A 24,729-nucleotide genomic window follows, 5' to 3' on the forward strand; every position below is an offset into this window, starting at 1 on the left:
AAGATGATGGCAGCTTCGAAGGAAATAGGAACAGGCAGCACTGCCGAATATTATTTACAGTTGTTTTACGTCTTTATTGTGCTCGCCGTCATCATCGTTTTGATCGTAATATTGATTCGCTTTCTGAACCGGAAGAATCAGAGCTGGATGCAGGGCCGCTCCATTCGTACCCTCGGTGCAGTTGGACTCGGCCCGGGCAAATCCCTCCAGCTGATTGAGATCAGCGGCACCATCTATCTGGTCGGTGTCGGAGAAGATGTAAGCTTGCTGGACAAGATCTCCGATCCCGATGAAGTGGAGCGGATCCGGGCGGCCTTCGAGCAGGATTCCGGATTGCATGCAGGGGTGCTGCCGCCATTTGTTACTAAACTGGCGGCGAGGCTCCGCAAGGAGCAACCGCAGGAGCATCATGATGTGGAGCAGACATCCTCGTTTCATGAGGTGTTTGAGTCCAAGCTGCGCAGCGTCCCGAACCGGAAGCAAAAGGTCGAAGAATTGCTGCGGGAGGATCATAAGGATTCATGAATAAAAAGATCATTTACCTTATCTCGGTTTTTATGCTGATCGGCCTGCTCTTTACTCAGGCGGCTTCGGCTAGTCCGATTCCGAATATCGACATTCAGATCGGCAATGAAGGGGAAAGTCCGGGGACAAGCGCGTTATCCTTGATTCTCTTAATCACGATACTCAGCATTGCCCCGGCCATCCTTGTATTGATGACAAGCTTCACCCGGATTGTCATTGTGCTTGGATTCGTCCGGACTTCACTGGGAACGCAGCAAACGCCGCCTAACCAGGTGCTGATCGGTCTGGCGCTGTTTCTGACCTTGTTCGTCATGGCGCCAACGCTGTCCTCGATGAACGAAGTGGCGCTTCAACCCTATGTGCGCGGGGAAATTACGCAAACCGAGGCATTGGAAAGGGCGCAGGACCCGATCAAAAGATTCATGTTCTCCCATACGAGGGAGAAGGATCTGCTGCTCTTTATAAACTATACCGGGGCGGAGAAGCCGGAAACGTACGAGGATCTGCCGCTGCATGTGCTGATTCCGGCATTTGCAATCAGCGAGCTCAAGACAGGCTTTCAGATGGGCTTCATGATCTTCATCCCGTTCCTCGTGATCGACATCGTCGTAGCGAGCGTTCTGATGGCGATGGGGATGATGATGCTGCCGCCGATCATGATATCACTGCCGTTTAAAATTTTGCTTTTTGTACTGGTGGATGGATGGTATCTTGTCGTCAAATCGATGCTGATGAGTTTTAACCCGTAAAGATTCAAGCGGCAAGTATTTCAGAACAGGAGGACTCGCCGTGAGTGCTGAATTTATTATCGGTCTGGCAGGTCAGGCTGTTTATATCGTTCTTCAAGTAAGTGCGCCGATGCTGGTTCTGGCACTGTTAGCAGGTCTGTTGATCAGTATTTTCCAAGCGACAACACAGATTCAGGAACAGACGCTGGCCTTCGTGCCGAAAATCATCGTCGTGCTTGTGGCGCTGCTGCTGTTCGGTCCTTGGATCCTAACTACGATGGTCGATTTTACGTACGGCATTTTGGACAATCTCCACAAATATATCGGATAGGCTGAGTGTCCATGGAATGGTTGCAGCAGGTAGTACCTGTATTTATGCTTATTTTTTGTCGAATTACTGCATTTTTTGTAGTTGTGCCCGTGTTTTCTACGCTTAGCGTGCCGGCCTCCTACAAGATCGGCTTGTCCTCTATTATCTCGCTGATTGTATATTTGAGTTTTGGCATCGGCGCGGTTGTGCCGCAGGATATGGGATATGTCATACTCATTATGCAGGAAGTGCTGGTGGGGCTGCTGCTTGGATTTACGACTTACCTGATGATGGCTGCAGTTCAGACCGCAGGTGCGCTGATCGATATCCAGATCGGCTTCAGCATGGCGAATGTGATCGACCCTTTTACAGGAGCGTCTACGCCGCTGATTGGCCATTTCAAGTACATGCTGGCGCTGTTGGTCTTCTTGAGCATGAACGGTCATCACTATCTGTTGGACGCCATCATGTACAGCTATGACTGGATCCCTGTAACAGGAGAGATTTTCAGCAAAATCCATGATGGCAGTGTGGCCGAATTTTTGATACGCACGTTTGCATACTCCTTCGTCCTGGCGCTGCAGATGGCTGCACCGCTGGTGGCCGCGCTGTTTCTGACGGACGTCGGGCTTGGCTTTCTGGCCAAAACGGCACCGCAGTTTAACGTGTTTGTGATCGGCATCGCGTTGAAAATTATCGTAGGATTAATTCTGCTTATGCTGCTGATGCCTGGATTAACCGCCCTGTTTGATTTTCTCTTCGGTAAATTGTTCGAGTCGCTAAGGCATCTGCTTGACACCTTAGGTGATCGGACATAAACGGCTTAACGTTGGAGGTGTAACGGATGGCCAGCCAGTACAGATATCAGGTGGATTTACAGCTGTTCGCCGGGGAGAAAACCGAAAAAGCAACGCCGAAAAAACGTCAGGATACCCGGAAAAAAGGACAGGTAGCCAAAAGTATGGAGCTGTCCGGATCATCGGTCCTGCTAGCCGGAATGTTCTGTTTGCTCGTTTTTGGCGGATACATGAAGGATCGGACCGTCCGGCTCTTTACAGACATTTTTATCAATCGGCTGTCCATGAACGTAACGCCTGAAAATGTGATGTCGATGTTCGGGGAGTACGGGATTCAGATTTTGCTGCTTCTTGCTCCTATTTTTGTAGCTGTTTTTGTTATTGCGCTGCTCGTCAACTATTTGCAGGTCGGGGTTCTCGTGACGGGCGAACCGCTGAAAATGAAGTTCAGCAAGCTGGACCCGATCAAAGGTTTTAAAAATATATTTTCCATGCGTTCTCTGGTGGAGTTTCTGAAGTCTATCACCAAACTCGCGATTATCGGTTTCATGGTGTACAGCACGATATGGGCGGCTCGCGGGGAGCTCTCCGCGCTGTCGAATATGAGCCCCGATACAATTTTTCATTTTACCGCTAGTGTAACTACAAACCTGGGATTGAAAATTGCGGTCGGTCTGATCGTGCTCGCTTTCCTGGATTATATGTATCAGAGATATGACTACGAAAAAAACATACGAATGTCCAAGCAAGACATTAAAGATGAATACAAGAAGATGGAAGGCGATCCGTTAATTAAAAGCAAAATCAGGGAGCGCCAGCGGAGGATGGCTCTGCAGCGGATGATGCAAGAGGTTCCGAATGCGGATGTGGTCATTACGAACCCGACGCATTTTGCCGTCGCTCTGAAATACGATGGGGCCACGATGGAAGCTCCAGAAATTATTGCCAAGGGCCAGGACTACATGGCTCTGCGAATTAAAGAAATTGCCAAGGAACATGGCATCATGACGATCGAAAACAAGCCGCTGGCACGAGCGTTGTACGGGCGGTCGGAAATTGGGGAAGCCATTCCCGGAGATCTGTTCCAGGCCGTAGCGGAAGTGCTGGCCTATGTATATAAACTTAAAGGTAAAGCGAAATAACTAGGGGACCGGAGGCCGAGTGCAGTGAAAATTAAAGATATATCTGTCCTTGCGGGTATCATTGGCATCGTGATGATGATGATTCTCCCGATCCCGATATGGCTGCTGGACGTGCTGCTCATCATCAACATCTCACTGGCGCTGATCATTTTGCTGGTAGCCATGAATACAAAAGAAGCGCTGGACTTCTCGATATTTCCATCGCTCCTGCTCATTACAACCCTGTTCCGGCTGGCACTTAACATCTCGACCACCAAGCTGATTTTATCTGAGGCTAAAGCGGGCGAGGTTGTAGCTACCTTCGGCAGCTGGATAGCCAACGGAGAAATAGCCGTCGGTTTCGTGGTCTTCCTCATTCTGGTTGTCGTGCAGTTTATCGTTATCACGAAGGGCTCCGAGCGCGTGGCTGAAGTTGCAGCGAGATTTACGCTCGATGCGATGCCAGGGAAACAGATGAGTATCGACGCTGACCTGAATGCAGGTTTGATCAACGAGCAGCAGGCGAGGGAGCGCCGGCGCAAAATCGAGCGCGAGGCCGACTTCTACGGGGCGATGGACGGTGCGAGCAAATTCGTTAAAGGGGATGCGATCGCCTCGATTGTCATCCTCCTGATCAACCTGATCGGCGGTTTTATTATCGGGATGTCCATCCACGGCATGAGCTTTGCTGAAGCGATGAGCACCTATTCCATCCTGACGATCGGGGACGGTCTGGTCAGCCAGATTCCGGCCCTTCTGATCTCGACTGCTGCGGGTCTGATAGTGACAAGAGCGGCATCGGACGGGAATCTGGCGGAGGATCTCAGCAGCCAGCTCTTATCTTACCCTAAGCTGCTCTACATCGTTGGGGGCACGGTGCTGCTGCTGGGACTGTTCACGCCGATTGGCCCGTTGACGACAGTGCCGATTGCCATCGTTCTATTCATTGCGGCACGAACGATGCAGAACTCACTGGAACGCAAGCAGGTCGAGGTGGAGCAGTTGGAGGAAGAGCAGCAGATCGAGGAGGTTCGCAGTCCGGAAAGTGTCATCAATTTGCTGCAGGTTGACCCGATCGAGTTCGAATTCGGTTACGGGCTCATTCCTCTGGCAGATGCCCAGCAGGGTGGAGATTTGCTTGATCGGATCATCATGATCCGCAGGCAGTGCGCACTTGAACTCGGCCTGGTCGTTCCGGTCATACGCATTCGCGACAACATCCAATTGAAGCCGAATGAATATGTCATCAAAATCAAAGGCAATGCGGTCGGCGGCGGCGAGCTGCTGCTGAATCATTATCTGGCGATGAGCCCCGGTTATGATGATGACTCCGTGACCGGCATCGACACGACTGAGCCGGCCTTTGGCCTTCCGGCGCTATGGATTGACGAAGCGATGAAGGAACGGGCTGATTTGGCCGGTTATACGGTTGTAGATCCGCCGTCTGTCGTTGCCACCCATCTCACCGAGCTGATCAAGCGGCATGCGCATGAGCTGCTCGGGCGGCAGGAAACGAAGACGCTTATCGACAATATCAGGGAGAGCTACCCGGTGCTTGTGGACGAACTGATCCCGTCGGTGCTGACGATTGGCGATGTTCAGAAGGTGCTGGCTAAACTGCTTCGCGAGAAAATATCGATCCGGGATATGGTGACGATTCTGGAGACACTGGCCGATTACGGGCACTATTCGAAAGACCCGGAGGTGTTGACCGAGTACGTGCGTCAGGCCTTGTCAAGGCAGATCACCCAGCAATATGCTCAGGACGGCGAGGTTATGCGGGTCATTACCGTTGGGCCTGCGCTTGAGAAGAAGATTGCCGAGAGCGTACAGCAGAGCGATCAAGGAACGTATCTGGCCATGGACCCGTCATCGACACAGACGATCTTCCAGAAGCTCGGCGAGCAGGTGAACAAAATTGTACAGATGGGACAGCAGCCGATTCTCCTGGCATCTCCTGCGATCCGAATGTATTTGCGGCAGGTGATTGAGCGCGGTATGCAGGATATCCCGGTCTTGTCCTACAGTGAACTGGAGCCTAATGTCGAAATTCAAAGCGTCGGGGTGGTGAACTTATGAGAGTGAAAAGGTATATCGTGGACACGATGCCTGAAGCGATGCAGCATATCCGCACCGATCTGGGGGCGGATGCGGTAATTCTCAGCACCAAGGATATCAAAGTCGGCGGTTTTCTCGGCATGTTTAGCCGGCGAAAGATTGAGGTCATTGCGGCGGCTGAACAAGAGGAGAAGAAGAAAACCGTTTCCTCCTCCAAGCCGAGGCCGGCGGCGTCCGCAGTCGCTGGAGGGGCTGTTCCCCAGGCTTATAAGAAGGCAGCCAGCTTAAATGCCGGACAGCAGCAGGGAGGCGCAGCCATCGCCACCGCGCCGCCGGAAGAGAGCCTTCCGAAGCGTGATGAAGAGTATGAACGGTTCGCGTCGGCTCTCCACCAAGCGGCGGCAGCCCAGCTGGAGCCGGATCCGTCCTCTGTGGAGGAGAGGCAGCGGGTAGCTGAAGAAGCGGGGCCTTCTAGGATTGGCAAGGAGAGAAAGGTTCCCGAAGCAAGGGATGACAAGCGCCCGAGCGCAGCTTCCGAGTTGAGCATCACTGAACAAAATTTGCTGGCGGAACTGCGTGAGATGAAAGAATGGATGGCCAAGTTGTCGCGGCAGAACCTGGAGGCACAACAGCTGCCCGAGCCAATGCAGCGAATCCGCGATCAGCTGCTGAAGCAGGAGGTATCCGCCAAGCTGGCGGAAAGATGGATGGATGCAGCGATCGATGCCTGGAATGCCAGCGGCAAAAATCTGGACGACCAGCAGCTGCAAGACATTATACGCCAGCAGGCGGCATCGTTCCTCGCTGACCGGTTCGGGGGAGGTGTGCGGAAGGATACGCGCATCGTGTACATTGCGGGACCTACCGGTGTCGGGAAAACGACAACGATTGCCAAAATTGCGGCCGAGCAGCTGTTCAAGTTTCATCGCAAGGTAGGATTCATCACCTCGGATACGTATCGGATATCCGCAGTGGAACAGCTGCGTACTTACGCGTCGATCCTGAATGTGCCGATGGAGGTTGTGCAGTCACCGGGGGAAATGCAGCGGGCGATGCAGCGGCTGGAGGATTGCGATCTGATACTGATGGACACCGCTGGCCGGAATTATCGCAACGAGCTGCTGGTGTCCGAGCTCCAGAGCCTGTTGTCCCACTCCGCTCAAAGCGAAACCTATCTGGTGCTCAGTCTCACCTCCAAAAGCTCGGACATGATCGAGATCACGGATCATTTCGCCAAGTATGCGCTGGACAAAGTCATTTTCACGAAAATGGATGAAACCGGAAGCTACGGATCTTTGTTTAACGTGCTGGATTCGTACGATCTCAGCCTATCCTATATGACCAATGGTCAAAACGTGCCTGACGATCTGATCATCCCGGATGGCGAACTGTTGTGCAGGCTGCTGCTGGGAGAGATGGCGTCATGACGGATCAGGCTCAGTCGCTGAGACAGCTGGTTTCCGCCCAGCGGACAGAAGAGCTGCAGGATCCATCGGCAAGAACGGCCAAGATCATTACCGTCACCAGCGGCAAGGGCGGGGTTGGCAAATCGAATTTCACATTGAATTTTGCACTTGCGCTTCAAGCTCTGGGAAAAAAAGTTCTTGTGTTTGACGCTGATATCGGCATGGCAAATATCGATGTTCTGATGGGAGTGTCCTCTCCCTACAACCTTCATCATCTGCTCCAAAGGGAGAAGCGGATGGAGGAAATTATTCAATATGGACCGCAGCAGCTGCCGTTCATTGCCGGCGGATCGGGGATGTCGAATATGTTCTCGCTGTCGGAGGAAGAGCTGCACTATTTCATGACTCAGATCGAGACGGTGTCTGACGGGATGGACTACATTATTTTTGACACCGGGGCAGGGCTGTCCAAGGAGACGATGAAATTTATCACCTCTGCGGATCAATGCATCGTAGTGACGACGCCCGAGCCGACCTCGATCACCGATGCCTATGCCTTGATCAAGGTTGTGCATGTGACGGAACCATCGGTACCGTTCAGCCTGATCATTAATCGTGCGGGAGATGACGGCGAGGCGAAGGAAGCCTCTGATAAAATCATTCTAACCGCACAGCGCTTTCTGGAGCTGGATATTAAGCTGCTGGGCAAGGTTACGGATGATCCCCATGTTGTCCAATCGGTCAAACGACAGGTTCCATTTATCGTCGCTCATCCCCGTTGTGAGGCTTCCCGCGACATTCAGCGAATCGCTCTTCGCTACATTGCCGCACCCGCTCCACAGGAGGCAGCGATTCCGAAGGGAATCAAAGGTTTCATGCACCGTTGGTTAAGGCGCTCAAAATGATTCTTATTTGGAAGGACAGGAGCTGGAGGACTTTATGACCCCTTTTCGCGTGCTTGTTGTAGATGATTCAGCATTTATGCGGAAGATTATTTCCGATCTTATCGAGCGGGATGAGCTCTTTACGGTGGTCGGAACAGCGACTAACGGTCGAGACGCTATTGAACAAATGAAAGAATTGGACCCCGACGTGATTACGCTGGACGTCGAGATGCCGGTGATGAACGGTCTGGACGCGCTGAAGATCATGATGCAGGAAGGGCCGCGCCCGGTCATTATGTTATCCGGCATTAACGAGCAGGGGATGAAGGAAACGATTCTTGCTCTGGAATCCGGAGCTTTTGATTTTATACGCAAGCCTTCGATCACCAATGCGATGGATATTGAACAGGTTCGCCAGGAACTGATGAAACAGCTGCATGTTGCCATGCAGGCGAAGGCAAGGAGAGCGCAGTGGGAGGAAGAGGAGCGTTTGCGGGCCGAGGCTGGCCGTGCGGACGCGAAGGAAGCTAAACATGCACCGCCTGCTGCTAAGACGACATTCCCATTGACCAAGCCTTCTGATCTGTCATCAGGAGGCCAATCCGGTATGAAGCAGGCGAAGCCGAAAGCGAGCAGCGCGGCAAAGCCTGAAAGGTCTGGGAAGCCTGAAAGGGCTGAGAAAAAGCTGCCGGAGCCGAAAGAGTTCAAAAAGCGGGTGCAAAAACTTCCGGCATCCCAGCCGATTGAAGTCAGAAGGACTCTTGAGAGCAGCAAGCCTGCAGTTCAAGAGCAGCGCGGCATTCCGGATGCCGGACGCCCGGACATGCAGAAGCCGGCTTCTGCTGCGGCAGCGGCTTCGGATTTCTCCAGCCTGGTTGCCATCGGCTGCTCGACAGGAGGTCCTCGGGCCTTGAAGACGTTCCTGGAGAAAATTCCCGGTGACTTTCCTGCACCGATTGTCATCGTTCAACATATGCCGCCCAAATTCACCAGATCGCTTGCCCAGCGCCTGAATTCATTCAGCAGCGTGCAGGTGGTGGAGGCAGAGTATGGCATGCCGCTTCAGGCAGGACATGCCTATATCGCCCCGGGCGGAAGCCACATCCTGGTGGAACAGCTGCCAAGCGGTCAGCTGGGAATCAAGACAACGGATGATGCGCCGCGAAGCGGACACCGTCCGTCGGTCGATGTCATGTTCGAATCGCTGATGCCGTTAACTTCCCTGAAGCGACATCTGGTCCTGATGACCGGCATGGGGAGCGACGGGGCGAAGATGATGAAAAAACTGTATGACGCTGGGGTTACTTCAACCTTTGCGGAGAGCGAGGAGACCTGTGTCGTATACGGAATGCCGCGCTCGGCCGTTGAGCTGGGATGTGTGACTCACATTCTTCCGCTGCATGAAATTGCACCAAGGCTGGTTCAAGCAGTAAATAACGGAAAGTGAACTTACGGAGGAGGTGTCTCTCAATGGACATGAATCAATACTTGACGATGTTTATTGATGAGTCAAATGATCATCTGCAATCATTAAATGAAAACATGCTTCAATTGGAAAGCAATCCGGACGACCTGGGCATTGTGCAAATTATTTTCCGGTCGGCGCACACGTTAAAAGGGATGGCAGCAACGATGGGCTTTGAAGACCTGGCCTCGCTGACCCACCAGATGGAAAACGTGCTGGATTTGGTTCGCAACGAGAAACTGAAAATGCAGGATTTTATCTTCGACACACTCTTCAAAAGCTTGGACGCACTTGAATCCATGGTGCAGGATATTATGCAGGGAGGAGAAGGCAAGGCGGATGTCAGTTCCATCGTCGCTTCCCTGCAGGCAATCGTGCGCGGGGAAGGGCCGGCAGCGGCTTCTGCACAAGCTGAAGTTGCCGCAGGGGCTTCGGGCGGATCGGCCGTTCATGCCGGCATTGAACTGGATGAGTTTCAATACTCGGTTCTGGATCAGTCGATCTCGGAGGGACACAAGGTCCTCTACATACAGGTAACGCTTCGAGAGGACTGTCAGCTGAAAGCCGTTCGCGCCTACATGGTGTTCGAGCTGTTGGAGCGGTCCGGCGAGGTTGTGAAGTCCCATCCGGCGGTTCAGGAGATCGAGCAAGGCGATTTTGAACGTATTTTCTCCTTATATTACATAACACAAAAAGACGCGCAGGATATCGAAGGACAAATCCAGGGTGTGTCCGAAATCGAGAGCGTGACGGTAACCGCGCTGGATCATGAATCGTTGCAGCAGATGGCACAGGCAAGCGCTTCTGTTGCGGAAACGGCTGCCACAGCTGCGCCGACTGCTGCACCGGCCCCAAGCAGTACGCCAAGCGCACCGGCCGCAGCCCCGTCATCCGGCAAGAGCGGCGATACGGCAGCATCTGCAGCCAAAGCGCCGGCCCGAAGCGGAGGCGCCGCTGCTAATCCGTCCCGGACGATCCGGGTGGATATCGAACGGCTGGATGTGCTGATGAATCTGTTCAGCGAGCTGCTGATCGACCGCGTCCGGCTCGAGCAGCTTGCCAGCGAGACCAACAATCAAGCCTTGACCGATACGGTCGAACATATGAGCCGGGTCAGCAGTGATCTGCAGAACATCGTACTGAAGCTGCGGATGGTGCCGGTGGACACCGTGTTCAACCGCTTCCCGAGAATGGTGCGTGATTTGGCCAAGACGCTCGACAAGAAGATCGATCTTGTCATCACGGGCGCTGATACGGAGCTTGATCGCACGGTGATCGATGAGATTGGAGATCCGCTCGTCCATCTGCTCCGGAACTCTGCCGATCATGGGGTTGAGCCGGTGGCAGATCGGATCGCTGCTGGCAAGCCGGAAACGGGAACCGTTCAGCTTCGTGCCTTCCACAGCGGCAATAACGTGTTCATTGAAATCGAAGATGACGGAAGAGGCATCATCCGGGAAAAGGTACTGGGCAATGCACTTAAGAAAGGCATTGTCACTCAGGCCGAAGCCGATGCGATGTCGGATGAAGAGGTGCATCAGCTCCTGTTCGCGCCAGGCTTCAGTACTGCAGAGAAAATATCGGACGTATCCGGCCGCGGCGTAGGACTGGATGTTGTTAAATCGAAGATCGTCTCTCTCGGAGGCAATGTCACCATCTACTCCACGCCGGGTAAAGGCACGAACTTCTCGGTTCAGCTGCCGCTTACGCTGTCGATCATCGGTGCCATGCTGATCAAGATGGGCTCGGAGAAATATGCAATCCCGCTGTCTTCCATCGTGGAAACCTCCGCGATCAAGCGCAATCAGATCAAGAATGTACACGGAAGCCGGATGATTCACTTCCGCGAGTCGCTCATACCGATTATTTCACTAAGCCAGGTGTTCGAAGTTCCTGATTTCGACGAGGAGCAAGAAGAAGAAACGGAAATTCTGATCATTCGCAAGGGAGATCGCCTTGCCGCCCTGACCGTGGACGATTTCATCGGCCAAAGCGAGATCGTGATCAAAAACCTCGGCAAATACTTGCCGGCCATTCAAGGCGTATCCGGCGCGACCATCCTTGGCGACGGACAAGTGGCTCTGATTATAGACGCGAACGCGTTTATAAAATGAGGACGTTGTAAAGTCCCGAAACATACGGCTGCCGGCAGCTAGCGGCGGACCAACAGGCAAACATTTTTAGGGGAGGTTTTCAATCATGGGAGAAGAAATCAAGGTAATTGTCTTTAGACTTGGCAGCGAGGAATATGGCATCGAGGTGGACAAGGTTCAGACGATCGAGCGGATGATGCCTATTACACGGGTTCCGAAAACCTATTCATTTGTAAAAGGTGTAATCAATCTTCGGGGTGTTGTCATTCCGGTTATCGACCTGCGCGGTCGTTTTGGACTGCCTGAGATTGAAGAAACCGATCAGACCCGAATTATCATTGTTGCTGTAAATGAGATGCAGGTAGGCTTTATCGTTGATTCGGCCAGCGACGTTATCGATATTAACTCCGACCAGATCGATTCCCCGCCAGAGGTGGTCGGCGGCATTAAAGCGAAATACCTTCAAGGTGTGGCGAAGGTAGGAGAGGAGCGCCTTCTGGTCATGTTGAACCTCTCCGAGGTTCTGAACAAGAGCGAAATCATTCAGCTTGAAGGCTTGGAAGAATAGCGATGGAGCTCTTTAAACATGGAAAGGACGTCAAGATGGACGTCCTGAAGGAAGTAGGAAACATCGGCGCAGGTCACGCAGCGACGGCTCTGTCTCATCTCCTTAACAAGCCGATCGATATGGCTGTGCCGATGGTTCAGCTTCTCCCGTTCGAGAGAATTGCCGAATGTGTCGGCGGGGCCGAACAACTGGTGCTGGCAGTTTTTTTAAGAGTGGAGGGAGAGGCACCGGGCAATCTGTTTTTTATTATGAGCCCAGAGGCGGGAAAAAACCTGCTGCAGCGTCTTGCAGGCATTGAAGTTGAAGAAGGCGGGATGTTCTCCGAGATGGAGCAGTCTGCACTGTGTGAAATCGGCAATATTTTGGCTGGGTCATACCTGTCGTCCCTTGCAGACTTCACCAATCTTGTGATGACCCCGACGGTGCCCGGACTGGCCATGGATATGGCAGGGGCGATTCTGAGCTACGGATTGATTCAGTTTGGTGAAATGGGAGACGATGCCCTCTTAATCAATACGACGTTTCTTGAAGGACATAACGAGGTAGAAGGGCAATTCTTTCTGATCCCTGATCCAGATTCATTTACGAAAATCTTTGAAGCTCTGGGAGTGCCTTTGGAGAATGAGTGATCAGAAAACCATTGTACATGTGGGGATGGCGGATCTGAACGTCGCAGGTCCGGATGGTGTTCTAAGAACAATGGGACTCGGCTCATGCGTCGGGCTGACTTTGTATGACCCGGTGACCAAAATCGGGGGATTGGCACATGTAATGCTGCCCAGCTCGGCCATCGCCAAAGAGGGGCAGTTGAACCTGGCCAAGTATGCAGATACGGCGCTTCCGATACTGCTGAACAAGATGAGAGAGCTGGGGGCATCACCCCAGCGAATGATCGCCAAGATGGCCGGAGGCGCGCAGATGTTTGCGTTTGCCGGCGCGGGAGACAGCATGCGGATCGGTCCTCGGAATGTAGAATCATGCCGTGAAGGACTCGCCATGCTGGGTATTCCAATCGTAGCGGAGGATACGGGGGGGAATTACGGAAGAACGGTTGAACTGGATTGTACAACAGGGAAGTTTATGATACGGAGTGTACAAATGGGAATAAAGGAACTGTGACATGATGCAAAAATTTCGATTGAACCTATGGCTAGGCATTGCCGGCATTATGTTGACATTTATGTTTTCTGCTCGGAACAATCTGTGGATCACTAGTTTGAATCGCGCGTTGCTTGCATTTGTAATATGGTTTCTGGCGGCATTTGTTCTAAGATGGGTATTCTCATTTATTATGAACCCCGACCCTGGCGGTGCACACCAGCGCAGCGCGGCGCCTGGGACGGATACGAATGAGGCCCGGGGGAACTTGTACGATGTTTCTACACCGGAGGAGGACAAAGAGCTGATGGATCTTCTCAAACCCGAATCCGGAAAGGGGCAAGAAGGATTTAAGCCGCTGGACCCTCCGAAGTTGGTTTCCACCAAAGATCCGGAGGAGTTGGCAAAGGCTGTTCGTTCCCTGACGGAAAAATAAGGAGGGTGAAGGCAATTGGACGAACGTAAAGCTTCGAATCTGAGTCATGCAGATTTATGGGCTGCATGGAAGGAAAATGGGGATCAGGAAGCGAAAAAGAAACTAATCGAATATCATCTGCACATTGTCGACTATGTTTCCAGCCGTTTGGCCGTCAGCCTTCCGAAAAATGTCTCCAAGGGGGATTTGGCCAGCAATGGCGTTATGGGTTTGATTGATGCCATCGAAAAGTTCGATTATAAACGGGGATTGCAATTTGAAACCTATGCCTCCTGGCGAGTGCGGGGCGCGATTCTGGATTCGCTTCGCCAAGGGGACTGGGTCCCGCGTTCTGTACGCGAAAAAGCAAAAAAAATAGAGACGGCATACCAGCAGCTGGAGCAGAAGTATTTGCGCAGTGTCAGCGATTCGGAGATGAGCGAGTACTTGGAAGTGTCGGAGAAGGAGTTCCGCCATATGCTGCAGGAGGTGGCTGTCATGACGCTGACTTCCCTTGAAGATCCGATCAGAGAGGAAGAGTCAGAGACGCGCATGTCGCTTCTGGTCGATGAGAAGGCCAAGAATCCGGACCATAAAGTACATGAGTTTTATTTGCGTGAAGCGCTCATCAAAGGAATCGGCAAGCTGACGCCGAAAGAGCGGACTGTCGTTTCTTTGTTATATTATGAAGATCTATCACTCAGTGAAATTGCTGAAGTGATGTCTTTATCTCCATCACGAATTTCACAGCTGCATTCCAAGGCGATTTTAAGACTTCGTGGCGCGCTTGAGAAGGATCGGGATTTGCTCATGCAAGCCGATTGAACGCGTCATTGATGAAGGGGGTTCCTGGATGTCTGCAGGGCATGATTTGGATCATTATTTAAGCGTTACGGTCTCTGATGACAAGCTGACTGCTTATGTGCAGTTCAAAAATTGGGAAGAGAGCTTCACCTGCTCTGTACAGGCATTGGAGCAATTTTTGGCCAGTCATCAGATTCGGTATGGGCTTCAGCCTGAGGCGCTGCGCTTGATCGCCACCGATGGGGAGCAATTTCAGTACACCAAAGTAGCTGTAGCCATTGGGAAGGAGCCGGAGAACGGCGAGCATGGCAGGATCGATTACAGGGTGGATCTGGGAGAGGGAGAACATCTCAAACCGCGCGAAAGCGAAGACGGCAAGGTGGACTATAAAGATGTGATCCGCTTGAACAACGTCAAGAAAGGACAGCTTCTGGCAACCCGAATTCCGCCGACCAGCGGAACACCCGGCACGGCCGTCACCGGCGAGGAGATTCCGTGCAAGCCTGGCAAAGAGGCGCATTTCCGAGTGGGCAAGAACGTGGTTGTCAACGGGGAGAACAGCGCGATGTACGCAGGGCTGGACGGGTTGGTGACCAAAACGAGCAACGGCAAAATCAATGTGTTTCCTGTGTATGAAATTAACGGTGACGTAGATTACAGCATCGGAAATATTGACTTTGTTGGTACGGTCGTCATTCGCGGGAACGTATTAACCGGTTTTCGGATCAAGGCAGCAGGCGATATACGCGTCACGGGTTTTGTGGAGGGCGCTGAGCTTGAAGCGGACGGTTCCATCGACATTTCGGGCGGAATCATCGGCTACAATAAAGGCTTCGTTAAAGCGGGGCGGGATGTGAAGAGCTCTTTCATTCAGGATGGGAACGTGATCGCGGGCGCTAATGTATTGGTATCCCAGAGCATTATGCACTCGAATATTCGCGCAGCCGAGAACATCGAATGTGTCGGGACGAAAGGGCTGGTTGTGGGCGGTGTCCTGCAGGCCGGCGAGAAAGTCATTGCGCGCACGATCGGGAACAGCATGTCTACGGCTACCGTCATCGAGGTTGGGGTACTGCCTGATCTTCGAAATGAGCTTACCGAGCTGAGAAGCCAGCTTAAGCAGATCACGGAAAACATGGACAAAACGGATAAAGCGCTTTATTTATTGAATCAGATGGCCTCGACCGGGCAGCTTCCGCCGGACAAGCTTGCGATGCGCATCAAGCTGAATGCGACTCGCAAAAGCGCGCTCACCGAGCAGGAGAGCATCAAGGATCGGATGCTTGAGATTGAAAAGATGCTTGAGGATACGAGCAAGGCCAGAGTGAATGTGATCAAGACGATCTACAGCGGCTCTAAAATTGTTATCGGACGTTATACCCGATTTATTAAGGATCCGACGCAACGTGTTTCGTTTTATTATAATGAAGGTGATATTACAATGGTACCTTTGATATAATGCTGTTAAGCAATCGTGCCATGTGTTCAGGCATATGCTGATGCAACTTATTCCAAGGATACGAGGTGATTCCCTGTGAGCTTGAAATCAGTTGAAATGCAAATTGCAGTACCGCGTACCCATGAAGCGGGTAAAATGCACAATGAATTGCAGCAGCGTCCCTACAACGACCAGAGCCTGCTTGCCGGAGAGCAGATCAAAAACAGTCGCATCCAGTCTCAGCGCAGTACAGAAGTGTCAGAATCCGCTGAAGCGGCGATAAGAGATGACGGAAACCGGCAGTCCAGCGAGCAGCAGGAGCGGCACGCTTCTGATTCCAGCGAGCAGCAGGAGAAGCCGGCGGAGCATCCTTATAAAGGGAGAAATTTTGACGTCACGCTATAAACTAATTTATCGGCATAAAGGAGTTAATTGTTTTGTACCCTTGGATATATATTGTGCTTCTTGGTGTCGCAGCGCTGCTCTATGCCTGGTTACTTCCCAAGCGGCAGGATGGCTCCGGAGCGGAGCAGGGCATCGTGAAGGAAGTGGAGAGCACGCTCGAGACGTATATGCTGGAGATTCAGAATGAGAATGAGCAGCTTGTCGAACTGGTCGGCCAGATGAAGGAAGATCATAAGGTCAAACTGCTGAGTCAACAGGAACAGATCAAGGAGCTTCGGGCGAGCATGATCGATATGGAGAGGCGTTTATCCGAGTCGGAGGCGCGCCTCCAGACCGCAGAAGCAGCGGTTTCTGCTGCGGCAGCAAACTACAGGGCTTTAGAAGAAGAGCGGGAGGCAGTCGAAGGTCCCGAAGTGTTGGCAGAAGAGACAAGCCCGCCTCCCGTTCCTTCCATTAAACAAAGGTATGCGGAATTGTTTGATTTATATGATCAGGGCAAGTCGATTGACAGCATTGCAAAATCCTTGGGACTTCAGCGCGGAGAGGTTCAAGTGATTATCCAGCTGGCGAAACAGGAGGAGTCCGCATGATCAGAAACCGTACATTTATGATGGGTCTGGGCATCGGACTTGTTCTTGGCGCCATACTGCTGCAGCTGATGATCATCGGGGAAGGAAAGCAGACGCAGGAAGATGCGGCTGCCAATTTGACGAGAGAACAGCTGATCGCTGCTGCCGAAGCGATGAATTTGCAGGTCGTGGAGCGCTCCGAGGACGAAGAAGGAGCCGGGGAAGAAGCGGACGCTGCATTCGGCACGTCGGAGGAAGAGGGTCAGGGAGAGGCCGAAGCTGAAGCTCCTGTCAATCCGCCTGCTCCGGAAGAGCCGGAGGCACCACAGCATCCGGAACAGCCAGATGAAGCGCAGAGCGCCTCGACCCAGGCTGGCGGTGAGGTATCGCCGCCATCTGAGCCGAAGCCGCCTGCTGAAGAGCCGATCAAACTGGTGGTGGTTCGAGGCAGCATGCTTGCGGATGTGGCAGAGGATTTGCTCCAGGCGGGAATTATTGAGGATAAGCAAGCGTTTATTGCAAGAGCTTCCTCGCGTAACATCAACAGGAGGGTGCAGACAGGAACCTACTCCTTCAAGGCAGGAGAAGATTTCGACACCATCATTAGTGAACTGACAAAACCGTCCAACTAGGCTGTAAGCCGGCGTGGATGGTTTTTCCTGTTGCATTCGGCTGATTGTCCCTATTTCGATGTGCGGCCTCGCTACAAAAGACATTGCAAGCTGTCTCCGAGTATGATATAGTAATTGACGGTGTTAAAACACACGCTGGAGTGATTTCGTTAAGGGTGCTTCCTTCATGGGGAGTCTTGACGAAAAATGACCTTGGCGGAGGGACACACAAAAACCAAATTTAGGAGGTGTGTGAAGATGGCAGTTATTTCCATGAAACAGCTTCTTGAAGCTGGCGTTCACTTCGGTCACCAGACTCGTCGCTGGAACCCGAAAATGGATAAATATATCTTCACTGAAAGAAACGGTATTTACATCATTGACCTGCAAAAAACGGTCAAAAAAGTAGAAGAGGCTTTTAACTTCGTTAAGAGCATCGCTGCCGAGAACGGAACAATTCTGTTTGTCGGTACTAAAAAACAAGCTCAAGATTCCGTTAAGGAAGAAGCAGAGCGTTGCGGTATGTTCTACATCAACCAGCGCTGGCTCGGCGGAACGCTGACCAACTTCGAAACGATCCAGAAGCGGATCAACCGTCTGAAAGAACTGGAAAGATGGGAAGAAGACGGTACGTTCCAAGTGCTGCCTAAGAAAGAAGTTATCCTTCTTCGCAAGGAGAAAGATCGTCTTGAGAAATTCCTGGGCGGTATCAAGAACATGAAGGGTCTTCCAAGCGCCCTGTTTGTTATCGATCCTCGTAAAGAGCGCATCGCTGTAGCGGAAGCTCGCAAACTGGGTATCCCAATCGTTGGTATCGTGGACACGAACTGTGATCCGGACGAAATCGACTATGTAATTCCAGGTAACGATGATGCGATTCGCGCAGTTAAATTGTTGACTGGTAAAATGGCGGATGCCGTTGTGGAAGCTCACCAAGGTGAAGAAACTACAGCTTAATCCTCAAAGTGAAATGTATAAACTTTGAATTAAATGAAAAGGGTGGTTGGTAGGTGGATAACCTCTCGCCGCCCTTTTTTTAAGGCTGCAAAGCAAGACCTTTTCTAATCTAACTATTTGGAGGGAATTCTAATGGCAGTAACGGCTAGTGCGGTAAAAGAACTCCGCGAAAGAACAGGCGCGGGCATGCTGGATTGCAAAAAAGCGCTCGACGAAACAAACGGTGATATCGATAAAGCGATCGCGCTTCTTCGTGAAAAAGGATTGGCTGCAGCTGCAAACAAAGCGGGACGTGTGGCAACTGAGGGCGTTGTAGAATCCTATATTCACGGCGGCGGACGCATCGGCGTTCTCGTTGAAATCAACTGTGAAACAGACTTCGTAGGCAAGACGGATCAATTCAAAGAGTTTGCACGTGATATCGCGATGCATATCGCTGCAGCGAACCCTAAATTTGTTCGTCGTGAAGAAGTTCCTACTGAAGAGCTTGAGAAAGAAAAGGAAATTTTGCGCAATCAAGCTCTAAACGAAGGCAAACCGGAAAAAATCGTAGAAAAAATGGTCGAAGGCCGCATCAACAAGTACTACGAAGAGCATTGCCTGCTTGAGCAAGCATTCGTTAAAGATCCAGACAAAACGATCAACACACTGCTGAACGAAAAAATCAGCACGATCGGAGAAAACATCTCTATCCGTCGCTTTGTTCGCTATGAACTGGGTGAAGGCCTGGAGAAAAAACAAGACAACTTCGTAGAAGAAGTTATGGCTCAAGTGAATAAATAAGCCTGATTGGCTAATACGTTATTGAAAAAGAGTGGAACACACCGGTGTTCCTTCTTTTTTAAAAATGAACATAAGTAAACATGCCTTTAGCAGCACGAATGCGTCTGCATGTCGTTTTTCAAACGGGCGCTGTAATAAACCGGCGCCTCTTAAAGTGGAGGGTTATCATTTGGAACAGCCTGTATTTAAACGTGTGATATTGAAGGTCAGCGGGGAATCCCTGGCAGGACAGAATGGTTACGGAATTGATGCTGACACAATCGGATCGATTGCGCAGCAAGTTCGGGATGTTGTCGAGCTTGGTGTCGAGGTTGCGATTGTGTGCGGCGGCGGAAACATCTGGCGCGGCATCGCCGGCAGTGCCAACGGAATCGATCGGGCAACCGCCGATTACATGGGAATGCTTGCCACAGTGATGAACTCCCTTGCTTTGCAGGATGCCCTGGAGCAGATCGGAGTTCCTACGCGTGTGCAGACCTCCATTTCCATGCAGCAAATCGCCGAGCCGTATATTCGCCGCAGAGCCATTCGTCATCTGGAAAAGGGCCGTGTCGTCATTTTTGCCGCAGGAACGGGCAACCCGTACTTCTCCACCGATACGACCGCAGCACTTCGCGCAGCGGAAATCGAAGCAGAAGTTATTCTCATGGCGAAGAACAAGGTGGATGGAGTGTACTCCGCGGATCCATTTAAGGATGAAACTGCCGAGAAATACGAGCAGCTTACTTACCTCGATGTGTTGAACAAGAACCTGGGTGTTATGGACTCAACAGCTTCATCGTTATGTATGGACAACAACATTCCGCTGATCGTATTCGCCATTACGGAGCAAGGCAATATCAAACGCGTCGTTCTGGGTGAGAAAATAGGAACGATTGTTAAAGGGAGTGTAGACTAATGCCTCAATCGGTCAAGAAAAATGCTGAGGAACGTATGGAAAAAGCAATCCAAGCTTTAAAACGTGATCTGGCTACCCTGCGTGCCGGACGAGCGAACACGGCGCTGCTCGACCGAATCCAGGTGGATTACTACGGGGCTCCGACTCCGGTTAATCAGCTTGCCAATATCAGCATTCCGGACAGCCGTACACTCATGATTCAGCCGTGGGATAAATCCTCTTTGGCTGATATCGAGAAAGCGATCATGAAGTCAGATATCGGTCTGACGCCGGCCAATGACGGCAATCAGATTCGTCTGTCGATTCCGCCACTGACGGAGGAACGCAGAACCGAGCTTGTCAAAATGACAAAGAAATTCGGCGAGGAAGCGAAAGTGGCCATCCGCAACATTCGCCGCGATGCCAATGATGACATCAAAAAAATGGAGAAAACGGATATTTCCGAGGACGAGTCCCGGAGACATCAGGAAGATATCCAGAAGACGACGGATAAGTTTATCGCGGAAGTCGACAAAGTCCTCGTTGCTAAAGAAAAAGAGATTATGGAAGTATAAGAGACTTGCGGCCCCTCCGGTTATGGTGGGGTTTGTCTCTTTTTTTGCAGAAAGATGCCTGGAGGAAATGGAATGATCAAACGGGTTCGATCGTGGTTGAATCAGGAGGACAGTCAGCAGGCGCACCGGATCTCTCCGGACAATATCCCTCACCATGTCGCCATCATTATGGATGGCAACGGTCGCTGGGCGAAACGGCGCGGTATGCCGCGGATCGTTGGACATCAGAACGGAATGAAGGCCGTGAAAAGAGCGGCTATCGCAGCCGATGATTTAGGCATCAAAATTTTGACGATGTACGCTTTTTCGACGGAGAACTGGAAACGCCCCAAAGATGAGGTTGATTTCCTGATGAAGCTTCCGCAGGAATTTCTGGCGATTGAGCTGGAAGAGCTGATTCAGAAGAATGTCCAGGTGAGGATGATGGGACATCCTGAGGATCTGCCGCAGCATACGCGGGATGCGATGGAAGAAGCGGTTGCCCGAACAGCAAGCAATACCGGACTTGTCCTAAATTTTGCGCTTAATTATGGCAGCCGCAAGGAAATAACGGAAAGCATCAGGGCGCTTGGAAAAGACATCCGCGAGGGAACCCTACTGCCTGAGGATATTACCGAGGAAATGGTAGGTGAACGGCTTCTCTCAGGCGATCTACCTGATCCGGATTTACTCATCCGTACCAGCGGTGAGCTCCGCCTCAGCAATTTTATGCTCTGGCAGCTGGCTTACAGTGAATTATGGTTTACGGATATCTACTGGCCGGAATTTACCAAGGAACACTTGATCGAGGCCGTTGCGGAGTATCAGCACAGAACACGTCGTTACGGCGGATTGTCGTAGAATATGGAGGATGGAGCATATTGAAACAGCGATTGATTACCGGATTCATTGCGGGAGCGGTCTTTTTGGGATTATGTTTCATAGGCGGGTTATGGTATCACTTTCTCATTGTGGCCATGGCTTTGGTCGGCTTCTATGAGTTTGCCCGAATGACAGGTACGGCACCATTTGGAGGAGCGGCTGCACTGGGTTATGCAGGGGTGGCTGCACTTGTGTTCCCATGGGAAGGTTTCGGTATCGCCTTTACCCTTCCATGGGAGCAGGTCATCTGGCTGCTGCTGTTTTTGCTGCTGCTCGTAACGGTAACGACTAAGAACAGTGTTGATATTCGCCGGGTATCGCTGCTTCTTCTCGGTGCGGTATATATCGGGATCGGCTTCTCTTATATCGCTGAATCCCGCAGCGCACCGGACGGCAACGGTTTGTTCTGGACGTTTCTGCTTCTGGTGTCGATTTGGGCAAGTGATGCAGGCGCATATTTCGTTGGCAAATGGATCGGAAAGCATAAACTGTGGCCGGCGATCAGCCCGAACAAAACGATCGAAGGCGCTGTTGGCGGTGTCATAATCGCGGTATTTACATCGCTGGTATTCGCTTTTCTCTCCAGCGGGCTTCTTCCTGCGGGACAAGCAGCGCTGATTGGCCTCTCTTGTGCCGTAATCGGCCAGTTGGGGGATCTCGTTCAGTCCGCCTACAAACGAGTGTACGACGTTAAGGATTCCGGCCAGCTTCTGCCCGGGCATGGCGGGATTCTGGATCGCTGTGACAGCTGGATCATCGTTTTTCCGTTTGTACATATCATTAATCTTCTGCCTTACTGATGAAAGGAAAGAGAAGCATGAAAAAAATCAGTGTGCTCGGTTCGACCGGCTCCATTGGAACGCAAACGCTGGATGTGGTCAGGAAGCACCGGGAACGGTTTCAAATTGAAGGGTTGGCGGCGGGAGGCAATACGGAGCTTTTGCTTGCGCAGGTTCACGAATTTGCGCCAAGTAAAGTCTCCGTTGCTTCCAGGGATCTGGCCGAGCGCATCAAGCATGAGCTTCCGTCTGGTACGCAGCTGTATTACGGTTCGGAGGGGCTTGTCGAGATTGCCGCGGGTACGGAGGCAGAGCTTGTCGTGACAGCCGTGATGGGGAGCATGGGGCTTCCGTCAACACTGGCGGCTATTCGCGAAGGCAAAACGATTGGCTTGGCCAACAAGGAAACGTTAGTGACAGCAGGTCATCTGGTCACAGCGTTGGCTGAAGAGAAGGGTGTGAAGCTGCTGCCGATCGACAGCGAGCATTCGGCGATCTTTCAGTGCCTGAACGGGGAGCGGCATGAGGACATCGAACGGATTACATTGACGGCCTCGGGCGGCTCCTTTCGTGACTATACCCGTGAACAGCTGGTGAATGTGACGGTGGAGGATGCGCTGAAGCACCCGAACTGGTCGATGGGCGCGAAGATTACAATCGACTCGGCGACGATGGTTAACAAAGGGCTTGAGGTGATGGAGGCGCATTGGCTGTACCGGATTCCGTATGACCGGATATCGGTGCTTCTGCATCCTGAGAGTATCATTCATTCCTTCGTTGAATTCAGAGATTCGAGCATTATTGCACAGCTGGGCAACCCGGATATGCGCGTGCCGATCCAGTACGCCCTGACCTATCCGGAACGCTGGGAATCTCCGGCGACGCGGCTGTCATTGGCGGAGGCAGGCAAGCTGAATTTCCGTGAAATGGACATGGAGCGGTTTCCGTGTTTAAGACTGGCTTATGAATGTGGTAAAATGGGGGGGACGGCTCCAACCGTGTTTAATGCGGCAAACGAAGTTGCGGTTGCCCGTTTTTTGCGGAAAGAAATTTCGTTCCTTCAGATTGAAGAGATCATTCAAGAGGTGACGGATCGTCATGAGACGATTGCGAACCCGGCGCTCGAGACGATTGAAGAGGCTGATCAGTCCGCCCGTGAACTGGCATCAAGGCTGTGAAATTCAGCTGGCCTGCAATCTCCCTTGAAAAAAGCTGTCAGCTTGTGATTCTCTTGTGGACGATAGGAGAATAATGATAATCTATAAGGACATACTGCGTTCTCAGCGGGAAAAGGGGGATGTAATCAATTGGAAATGGTGCGGATCGTCTTTCTGACAGTGCTCATGTTTTTTGTCATTGTGACCGTACATGAATGGGGGCACTACTATTTTGCCCGGCGTGCCGGGATTCTGGTTCGGGAGTTCGCGATCGGGTTTGGCCCTAAGCTGTTCTCATATAAGCGAAATGAAACCCAGTTTACACTAAGGCTGCTGCCGTTTGGCGGTTATGCCCGCATGGCTGGAGAAGACCCGGAACTGGTAGAGATTCATGCCGGACAGACGATCGCGGTCCGCCTCAATCAAGAGAATCAGGTGAAGAAGATTTACCTGGATCAGCTGGATAACCGGAAGAATGTGATCCGCGGGGAAGTTCAGTTTATTGATATGGTGGATCGACTGTCCGTTCGCCTGGATGTGGATGGCGAATTTCAACAGTACGAGATTCACCCGCAGGCGATGACGGTTGCGAAGGGAATCGAAACGCAGATCGCCCCGAGAGACCGCCAGTTTAACAGCAAGACGGTCGGACAGCGGGCACTTGCTATTTTTGCCGGGCCATTGATGAACTTTATTTTGGCCTTTATACTGTTCGCGCTTCATATTCAGATGGCAGGGCTTCCTGTCGACAATCCGACTTATGTCAAAATCGGCGAAATTACGAAAGGCGCGCCGGCGGATGAAGCGAACTTGCAGGTTGGCGATATTATTGTCAGCATTAATGGAACAGCGATCGGTGCTGATTACCGGAAGATGATCGAGCTGATCTCGGCGTCGACGGACAAGCCGATGGATTGGACGATACAGCGCGGTGAGGAAACCTTTGACTTGTCCTTGACGCCTCGGGCGATGGAAGGACAGGAAGGCGGCAAGGTGGGCATTGTACCGGAGCTGCCGACCCGGCAAGCGGGTCCGATCGAGACCGTGACGGGGGCCGGTACCGCGATGGTGGATACAACCGGGATCATCTTCCAGGGATTCAGGCAGTTGATCGAGCGCTTCTCCATGGATGATCTTGGCGGTCCTGTGCGGACGTTTGAGGTTACCGGTCAAATTGCAAGACAAGGGATTGAACAGCTCACCTATTGGGCTGCGATATTGAGTTTGTACTTAGGCATTTTCAATCTGCTGCCAATTCCGGCTCTGGACGGAAGCCGCCTTGTATTTCTTGGCGTGGAAGCCGTGCGCGGCAAGCCGATTGATCCCAACCGTGAAGGGATGGTCCACTTCATAGGTTTTGCGATGCTGTTCCTGTTAATGATAGCCGTCACCTACAATGATATATTGCGTCTGATTAACGGGTAAGAAGGACACACCGGTACGGC

General features: G+C 51.9%; 27 protein-coding genes. All 27 read left to right on the forward strand.

The features are described from left to right. Nucleotides 1-3 precede the first annotated feature (3 nt). The 27 genes from MKX64_RS19430 (at nucleotide 4) to rseP (ending at nucleotide 24,709) form a co-directional block, all read left to right on the forward strand. Nucleotides 4-525: a flagellar biosynthetic protein FliO gene (locus tag MKX64_RS19430; protein WP_095265731.1), complete on the forward strand. Its 522-nt coding sequence runs from the start codon at nucleotides 4-6 to the stop codon at nucleotides 523-525. Continuing rightward, the gene (gene fliP, locus MKX64_RS19435; protein WP_095265730.1) at nucleotides 522-1,274 is read left to right on the forward strand and encodes a flagellar type III secretion system pore protein FliP; all 753 of its coding nucleotides are present in this window, start codon (nucleotides 522-524) and stop codon (nucleotides 1,272-1,274) included. The genes MKX64_RS19430 and fliP overlap by 4 nt, the downstream gene beginning before the upstream one ends. A 40-nt stretch (nucleotides 1,275-1,314) precedes the next feature. After that, the gene (gene fliQ / locus MKX64_RS19440; RefSeq protein ID WP_095265729.1) at nucleotides 1,315-1,584 is read left to right on the forward strand and encodes a flagellar biosynthesis protein FliQ; all 270 of its coding nucleotides are present in this window, start codon (nucleotides 1,315-1,317) and stop codon (nucleotides 1,582-1,584) included. Nucleotides 1,585-1,595: 11 nt separating this feature from the next. Beyond that, on the forward strand, nucleotides 1,596-2,381 hold the full coding sequence (fliR, locus tag MKX64_RS19445) for a flagellar biosynthetic protein FliR (protein WP_155618124.1): 786 nt from the start codon (nucleotides 1,596-1,598) through the stop codon (nucleotides 2,379-2,381). A 26-nt stretch (nucleotides 2,382-2,407) separates the two neighbouring features. Next, nucleotides 2,408-3,502, forward strand: coding sequence for a flagellar biosynthesis protein FlhB (gene flhB, locus MKX64_RS19450; protein WP_095265727.1), 1,095 nt, complete (start codon nucleotides 2,408-2,410; stop codon nucleotides 3,500-3,502). Nucleotides 3,503-3,526: 24 nt separating this feature from the next. Beyond that, entirely contained in the window at nucleotides 3,527-5,560 is a 2,034-nt protein-coding gene (gene flhA, locus MKX64_RS19455) for a flagellar biosynthesis protein FlhA (RefSeq protein WP_095265726.1), read from the forward strand. After that, nucleotides 5,557-6,966 (forward strand): flagellar biosynthesis protein FlhF, encoded by a 1,410-nt coding sequence (gene flhF / locus MKX64_RS19460; RefSeq protein ID WP_095265725.1) that lies wholly within the window; start codon nucleotides 5,557-5,559, stop codon nucleotides 6,964-6,966. The genes flhA and flhF overlap by 4 nt, the downstream gene beginning before the upstream one ends. After that, nucleotides 6,963-7,850 (forward strand): MinD/ParA family protein, encoded by an 888-nt coding sequence (locus MKX64_RS19465; RefSeq protein ID WP_095265724.1) that lies wholly within the window; start codon nucleotides 6,963-6,965, stop codon nucleotides 7,848-7,850. Before flhF ends, MKX64_RS19465 begins: the two co-directional genes overlap by 4 nt. Before the next feature lie 34 nt (nucleotides 7,851-7,884). Beyond that, a complete protein-coding gene (cheB, locus tag MKX64_RS19470) occupies nucleotides 7,885-9,276 on the forward strand; it encodes a protein-glutamate methylesterase/protein-glutamine glutaminase (protein ID WP_341037091.1) in 1,392 nt (463 codons plus the stop codon). Nucleotides 9,277-9,299: 23 nt separating this feature from the next. Continuing rightward, on the forward strand, nucleotides 9,300-11,408 hold the full coding sequence (locus MKX64_RS19475) for a chemotaxis protein CheA (protein WP_095265722.1): 2,109 nt from the start codon (nucleotides 9,300-9,302) through the stop codon (nucleotides 11,406-11,408). Nucleotides 11,409-11,493: 85 nt separating this feature from the next. Next, nucleotides 11,494-11,955 (forward strand): chemotaxis protein CheW, encoded by a 462-nt coding sequence (locus MKX64_RS19480; RefSeq protein WP_095265721.1) that lies wholly within the window; start codon nucleotides 11,494-11,496, stop codon nucleotides 11,953-11,955. 2 nt (nucleotides 11,956-11,957) lie between these two features. Continuing rightward, a complete protein-coding gene (locus tag MKX64_RS19485) occupies nucleotides 11,958-12,584 on the forward strand; it encodes a chemotaxis protein CheC (protein ID WP_095265720.1) in 627 nt (208 codons plus the stop codon). Next, nucleotides 12,577-13,074 (forward strand): chemotaxis protein CheD, encoded by a 498-nt coding sequence (locus MKX64_RS19490; RefSeq protein ID WP_095397844.1) that lies wholly within the window; start codon nucleotides 12,577-12,579, stop codon nucleotides 13,072-13,074. The genes MKX64_RS19485 and MKX64_RS19490 overlap by 8 nt, the downstream gene beginning before the upstream one ends. A 1-nt stretch (nucleotide 13,075) precedes the next feature. Beyond that, nucleotides 13,076-13,489: a hypothetical protein gene (locus MKX64_RS19495; RefSeq protein ID WP_341037093.1), complete on the forward strand. Its 414-nt coding sequence runs from the start codon at nucleotides 13,076-13,078 to the stop codon at nucleotides 13,487-13,489. Between the two features lie 15 nt (nucleotides 13,490-13,504). Then, nucleotides 13,505-14,293, forward strand: a complete 789-nt coding sequence (locus MKX64_RS19500) for a FliA/WhiG family RNA polymerase sigma factor (protein WP_095265717.1) — start codon at nucleotides 13,505-13,507, stop codon at nucleotides 14,291-14,293. 28 nt (nucleotides 14,294-14,321) lie between these two features. Then, entirely contained in the window at nucleotides 14,322-15,731 is a 1,410-nt protein-coding gene (locus MKX64_RS19505; protein WP_095265716.1) for a DUF342 domain-containing protein, read from the forward strand. 75 nt (nucleotides 15,732-15,806) lie between these two features. Continuing rightward, nucleotides 15,807-16,115 (forward strand): hypothetical protein, encoded by a 309-nt coding sequence (locus tag MKX64_RS19510; protein WP_095265715.1) that lies wholly within the window; start codon nucleotides 15,807-15,809, stop codon nucleotides 16,113-16,115. Between the two features lie 32 nt (nucleotides 16,116-16,147). Further along, nucleotides 16,148-16,705 (forward strand): DUF6115 domain-containing protein, encoded by a 558-nt coding sequence (locus tag MKX64_RS19515; RefSeq protein ID WP_095397845.1) that lies wholly within the window; start codon nucleotides 16,148-16,150, stop codon nucleotides 16,703-16,705. After that, nucleotides 16,702-17,316, forward strand: coding sequence for an endolytic transglycosylase MltG (locus MKX64_RS19520; RefSeq protein WP_095397846.1), 615 nt, complete (start codon nucleotides 16,702-16,704; stop codon nucleotides 17,314-17,316). The genes MKX64_RS19515 and MKX64_RS19520 overlap by 4 nt, the downstream gene beginning before the upstream one ends. Before the next feature lie 237 nt (nucleotides 17,317-17,553). Further along, a complete protein-coding gene (rpsB, locus tag MKX64_RS19525; RefSeq protein WP_095265712.1) occupies nucleotides 17,554-18,252 on the forward strand; it encodes a 30S ribosomal protein S2 in 699 nt (232 codons plus the stop codon). Between the two features lie 132 nt (nucleotides 18,253-18,384). Continuing rightward, nucleotides 18,385-19,035, forward strand: coding sequence for a translation elongation factor Ts (tsf, locus tag MKX64_RS19530; RefSeq protein WP_095265711.1), 651 nt, complete (start codon nucleotides 18,385-18,387; stop codon nucleotides 19,033-19,035). Nucleotides 19,036-19,204: 169 nt separating this feature from the next. Next, on the forward strand, nucleotides 19,205-19,933 hold the full coding sequence (pyrH, locus tag MKX64_RS19535) for a UMP kinase (protein ID WP_095265710.1): 729 nt from the start codon (nucleotides 19,205-19,207) through the stop codon (nucleotides 19,931-19,933). Next, nucleotides 19,933-20,487 (forward strand): ribosome recycling factor, encoded by a 555-nt coding sequence (gene frr / locus MKX64_RS19540; protein ID WP_095265709.1) that lies wholly within the window; start codon nucleotides 19,933-19,935, stop codon nucleotides 20,485-20,487. The genes pyrH and frr overlap by 1 nt, the downstream gene beginning before the upstream one ends. A gap of 72 nt (nucleotides 20,488-20,559) precedes the next feature. Next, a complete protein-coding gene (locus MKX64_RS19545; protein WP_095397847.1) occupies nucleotides 20,560-21,327 on the forward strand; it encodes an isoprenyl transferase in 768 nt (255 codons plus the stop codon). 20 nt (nucleotides 21,328-21,347) lie between these two features. Continuing rightward, nucleotides 21,348-22,148, forward strand: a complete 801-nt coding sequence (locus MKX64_RS19550; protein WP_095397848.1) for a phosphatidate cytidylyltransferase — start codon at nucleotides 21,348-21,350, stop codon at nucleotides 22,146-22,148. Between the two features lie 17 nt (nucleotides 22,149-22,165). Continuing rightward, nucleotides 22,166-23,305, forward strand: a complete 1,140-nt coding sequence (locus MKX64_RS19555) for a 1-deoxy-D-xylulose-5-phosphate reductoisomerase (RefSeq protein WP_095397849.1) — start codon at nucleotides 22,166-22,168, stop codon at nucleotides 23,303-23,305. Between the two features lie 129 nt (nucleotides 23,306-23,434). Next, a complete protein-coding gene (gene rseP, locus MKX64_RS19560) occupies nucleotides 23,435-24,709 on the forward strand; it encodes an RIP metalloprotease RseP (RefSeq protein WP_095265705.1) in 1,275 nt (424 codons plus the stop codon). The last annotated feature ends 20 nt before the right edge of the window (nucleotides 24,710-24,729 follow it).

Source organism: Paenibacillus sp. FSL M8-0334 (genome assembly GCF_038000405.1).
GTDB lineage: Bacteria > Bacillota > Bacilli > Paenibacillales > Paenibacillaceae > Paenibacillus_AQ > Paenibacillus_AQ campinasensis.